Here is a 4963-nt window from a genome sequence, read left to right on the forward strand (position 1 = left end):
AAATTTATACCTTTCTGCAAAAAAGTAGCTAATTACGGAATTTTCAATTCTTTATCTCAAACGCTGCTGAAAATCACTGCTCCGGGCGTTCCCGACATTTATCAAGGGACGGAATTCTGGGATTTAAGCCACGTCGATCCGGATAACCGCCGTCCCGTTGATTTTGACCGCAGAATCGAAGTTTTGCGGCAAATTAAAGAGCAAGCTCAGACGGATATTTTGCAACTGGTTGAGGATTTGATTGCGACGCGAGAAGATGCGAGAATTAAGTTATTTTTGACGGCAAGAGCACTAGAAGCGAGAAAAAAATACTTGCAAGTTTTTCAATCTGGCGACTATCTGCCCCTGCAAGCAGTTGGCACTTTTAAAGGTAATGTTGTTGCCTTTGCCAGAAGCTTTGGAGAAACTACCGTTATTGTCATTGCTCCCCGGTTTTTGACGGGAATTGTCAAACCGGAAGAAATGCCGAGCGGCAAACAAGTCTGGAAAGATACTAATTTGAAATTATCCGAGCAAATGCCGTCGGTTTGGAAAGATGTAATTACAAATCAGGCGGTAGAAAGTAACGGTACGTTGGCAATTGGTGACGCTCTGAGTTACTTTCCTGCGGCTCTGCTGATCGGTAAAAGATAGCAATGAAAAGCTGGAATATTCTTGAATTTTTCGAGATTCCCACGAGGCGGACTTGAGGCTCTCGCTCAATAATATATTCCTTCCCAGGCACAGCCTGGAAGTAAACGGGTAGGGACACGGCATAGCCGTGTCTCTTTTCAGAATTGATATTAAACCTGATTAGAAGTCAAAAAACCGATCGCCCCTACCAACCAAACAAAATTTATACAACAAAGACGGCAAATACAACACAACGTATACGGTTTGCCACAATACCCGAATCGATCGAACACCGTACATTGGGAAGAGTAAAGAAAAGCAGTCAACAACTGTAGCGGTGCAAGCCTCACGGATGCAACCGTCCCCCAACAGGTTCGGTAAATACCCCTTCATCGCAAGGTCTACCGCCCGCAGTATAGAGATAAGCACCCTATCGAAGACTGTATTAAAGCAGGACTCACTACCCGTAAACCGCGAGGTAAAATCGCAGTCCTGAATAACCAGACTATCGCACAGATAAGACACCAAAATTTTGTAGAGATTGGAGCCGGAACACCCCTATGGGAAAAGTAGTTGGAATTGACTTAGGTACGACAAACTCCTGCGTCGCAGTTATGGAAGGCGGCAAACCCACCGTCATAGCCAACGCCGAAGGGGGTCGCACCACACCTTCTGTAGTAGCATATGCTAAAAATGGCGATCAACTTGTCGGACAAATCGCCAAGCGTCAAGCCGTGATGAACGCCGAAAACACCTTTTACTCAGTAAAACGGTTTATCGGGCGTCGGGTTGATGAAGTAGCCCATGAAACCACTGAAGTTTCCTACAAAGTCCTCAAAGTTGGCAACAGCCTTAAACTAGACTGTCCCGCCCGCGGCAAGCAATTTGCCCCAGAAGAAATTTCTGCACAAGTTCTCCGCAAACTGGTAGAAGACGCCAGCAAATACCTCGGCGAAACAGTCACCCAAGCGGTAATTACTGTTCCTGCTTACTTCAACGACTCCCAGCGCCAAGCTACCAAAGACGCGGGAAAAATTGCCGGTATAGAAGTGCTGCGGATTATTAACGAACCTACAGCAGCAGCTTTAGCTTACGGATTAGATAAAAAGAGCAACGAAACCATCCTCGTATTTGACTTAGGTGGCGGTACTTTCGACGTATCTATTCTTGAAGTAGGCGACGGCGTATTTGAAGTGCTAGCAACTTCTGGAGACACTCACCTCGGCGGTGACGACTTCGACAAAAAAATTGTTGATTTCATCGCTAACGAATTCCAAAGAGCCGAAGGAATTGACCTCCGCAAAGACAAACAAGCCCTGCAACGCCTGACGGAAGCAGCCGAAAAAGCCAAGATTGAGCTTTCGAGCGTTACCCAAGCAGAAATCAACCTGCCGTTTATTACCGCGACTCAAGACGGGCCAAAACACTTGGACACGACTTTGACGCGGGGCAAGTTTGAAGAACTGTGCTCGGATTTGATCGATCGCTCCCGCATCCCCGTAGAAAATGCGATCCGCGACGCCAAATTAGACAAATCTGCAATTAATGAAGTCGTCTTAGTTGGTGGTTCTACCCGCATTCCTGCGGTGCAAGAACTGGTCAAAAAAATCCTCGGCAAAGAGCCCAACCAAACGGTAAACCCGGATGAAGTGGTCGCAGTCGGTGCCGCAATTCAAGCCGGCGTACTCTCCGGCGAAGTCAAAGACATCTTGTTGCTCGACGTTACTCCGCTGTCTCTCGGCGTCGAAACCTTGGGTGGCGTGATGACCAAAATCATTCCCCGCAACACCACTATTCCTACCAAGAAGTCGGAAACTTTCTCGACTGCTGTAGACGGTCAAACAAACGTGGAAATTCACGTTTTGCAAGGCGAACGGGAAATGGCGAATGATAACAAGGATTTGGGAACCTTCCGCTTAGATGGAGTTCCACCAGCCCCCCGTGGCGTACCTCAAATTGAAGTTACTTTCGATATCGATGCTAACGGTATTTTGAATGTAGCTGCTAAGGATAAAGGTACTGGCAAGGAGCAATCGATTAGCATTACTGGTGCTTCTACTTTGCCCAGCAATGAAGTCGAGCGCATGGTGAGGGAAGCCGAATCGAATGCTTCTGCTGACAAGGAACGTCGCGAAAGGATCGATCGCAAAAACCAAGCTGATTCTCAAGCCTATCAAATCGAGAAGCAGTTGGCAGAATTGGGTGATAAAGTCCCCCCTGCTGACAAAACTAAGATTGAAGGGTTGCTCAAAGACTTGCGCGAGGCGATCGGCACTGAAGATGACGATCGCATCAAAACCCTAACCACAGAGTTGCAGCAAGCATTCTACGCTGTCAGCAGCAACCTGTACCAGCAAGCAGGCGGCCCCACTGATGGCCCTGGCGGCCCTGGTGGCTATGGAGACGGTGGCCCGACAGGCGGCGGCGACGACGTGATTGACGCCGATTTCACAGAAGGCAACAAATAGAAGGCTAAACTAAAAGCCCGCAGCTAGAAGCAAGAAACCCGGTTTTGAACAGAAACCGGGTTTCTGTTCGTTCAAAAACATACCAAAGTCGATCGACTAAAATTACTAAAAATCTTGCTTGAGGCATAGAGACAAAACTAGAATATGCTTCAACAAATATCATAAACTAGCAGTAATATCCAATCCGTTAGCATCGGAATAGTAAATTCGAGTTAACTGTTGACGGTTGACTGTTGACGCCGTGAACAGTCAACCGTCAACAGTCAACATCATTCCGGTGCAACCGGAATCGATATAATATCGCAATCGAGAGCAATTAAATGTCACGTTCTCCTATACAAAATTCCTCCCCAAATACTCCCAGCCCATCTCATATTGCATCCTTGCGCCGACTCCGCCGGATCAGCCATTTACTAGACAACGCAATTCCGATTCCCGGCACAAAATACCGCATCGGACTCGATCCGATATTGGGACTTATACCGGGCGGCGGCGATTTAATCAGTTCAATTTTTGCAGGCTATGTTGTCTTCAAGTCCGCTCAAATGGGAGTGCCACAAGAGACTTTAGTCAAAATGGCCACTAACATCGTATTTGATACAGTTGCTGGTACTGTACCGGTGGCTGGAGATTTGTTGGATGTTGCTTGGAAAGCTAATGTCAAAAATATAGAATTGCTGGATGCTCATTTAGGTTCCCCTGAACAAGGCAAAAAAGCCGATTGGCTATTTGTGGCGGCGTTGCTGTTGGGTTTGATATTAATTGTCGGAGGCGTGATTTTCTTGAGTGTGATGCTTTTTGGCTGGCTATTCCAAGTAATTACAGGACGTTAATCTTTGGTTGGCGGCTCAAGATAAATCACTCCCTTTGTGTCATATTAATAGCATATAAGCGTGAAAAATTTTCCTTGAAAATCATCTTTGAGGATGATTGTGGGCAGGGAAAAACATCTGGGTTTAACTACCCGTAGGCTGCGTTGCTTTTTTTAATCCCTCAACAAAGAGCGATAATCTCACAGATCCGTAGATTACAAACAGGAGGAATGGAAACCAACTAAACACTTTTTTTTGCACCAATAATTAAGAAAAATAATAGGAGTATTAGCTACCAAAAAACAGTGTCTGCGATCGATCTTCAATAAATAAATACTAAAATGTGTCATGGTTGAAAAATTCAACCAACCTCTACCAATAAAAGTTCTGATCCTCTTACCAAGAAGAGATATGTGGCAGAAATCTGAGATATTGCACCACTCTTAAGAACAGGCAAGATGCCTGTTCCACAAGAAAATTCACTCTGGATATTAAAAACTATATCTTAAGGGTGTTGACAAAATTTATTAACTATGTATTTAACTATCAATTTTCTTTGAAACTAGGTAGTGACCAGGAATTTCTTGATGGTACCCGCCACGTGATTTATCCGTGGAATCAATCAAAAATCTAAAATCTAAAATCCTCAAGCCCCCGCATTTATCCGTGGGGTCAATCAAAAATCTAAAATCGAAAATCTAAAATCGATTGACCCGATCGCCCTTGAGTTCGATATAGTGATATAATCCAGACTATAATATCAAATTGATATAAATGCTTGAATTATCAGCCCTTGGACTGCTACAGTTGCAACCCATGCACGGCTACCGGCTAAAGCAAAAACTGGAGCTGTTTATGAGCAGTTGCATCAGCGTCAACTATGGAGCGATTTACCCGCTCCTGAAGCGCTTGGAAGAGCGAGGCCAGATTGCGACAATTGCCGAAGAAGCCGGAGATGCGGGCTGTCCGCGCAAAATCTACGGAATTACCGCCCAAGGGCGCGAACTCTGGCGGCAAAAAATGCTCGAACACCCTCAAGAAAGCTGGGTTAACAGTGGTTCCCGGTTCCAA

At 45.6% G+C, this 4963-nt stretch carries 3 protein-coding genes and 1 pseudogene; all 4 read left to right on the forward strand.

Annotation, left to right across the window (positions count from 1 at the left end):
* Positions 1-633: pseudogene (locus QUA38_RS07770) on the forward strand (malto-oligosyltrehalose synthase); the annotation flags it as partial.
* A gap of 539 nt (positions 634-1172) precedes the next feature.
* Positions 1173-3080: a molecular chaperone DnaK gene (gene dnaK, locus QUA38_RS07775; RefSeq protein WP_333160621.1), complete on the forward strand. Its 1908-nt coding sequence runs from the start codon at positions 1173-1175 to the stop codon at positions 3078-3080.
* Positions 3081-3400: 320 nt separating this feature from the next.
* The gene (locus QUA38_RS07780) at positions 3401-3913 is read left to right on the forward strand and encodes a DUF4112 domain-containing protein (protein ID WP_333160623.1); all 513 of its coding nucleotides are present in this window, start codon (positions 3401-3403) and stop codon (positions 3911-3913) included.
* Between the two features lie 753 nt (positions 3914-4666).
* A partial coding sequence (locus QUA38_RS07785) for a PadR family transcriptional regulator (protein ID WP_333160625.1) occupies positions 4667-4963 on the forward strand: 297 nt, incomplete at its 3' end.

Source organism: Microcoleus sp. Pol12B4, from assembly GCF_036701385.1.
Lineage (GTDB): Bacteria > Cyanobacteriota > Cyanobacteriia > Cyanobacteriales > Microcoleaceae > Microcoleus.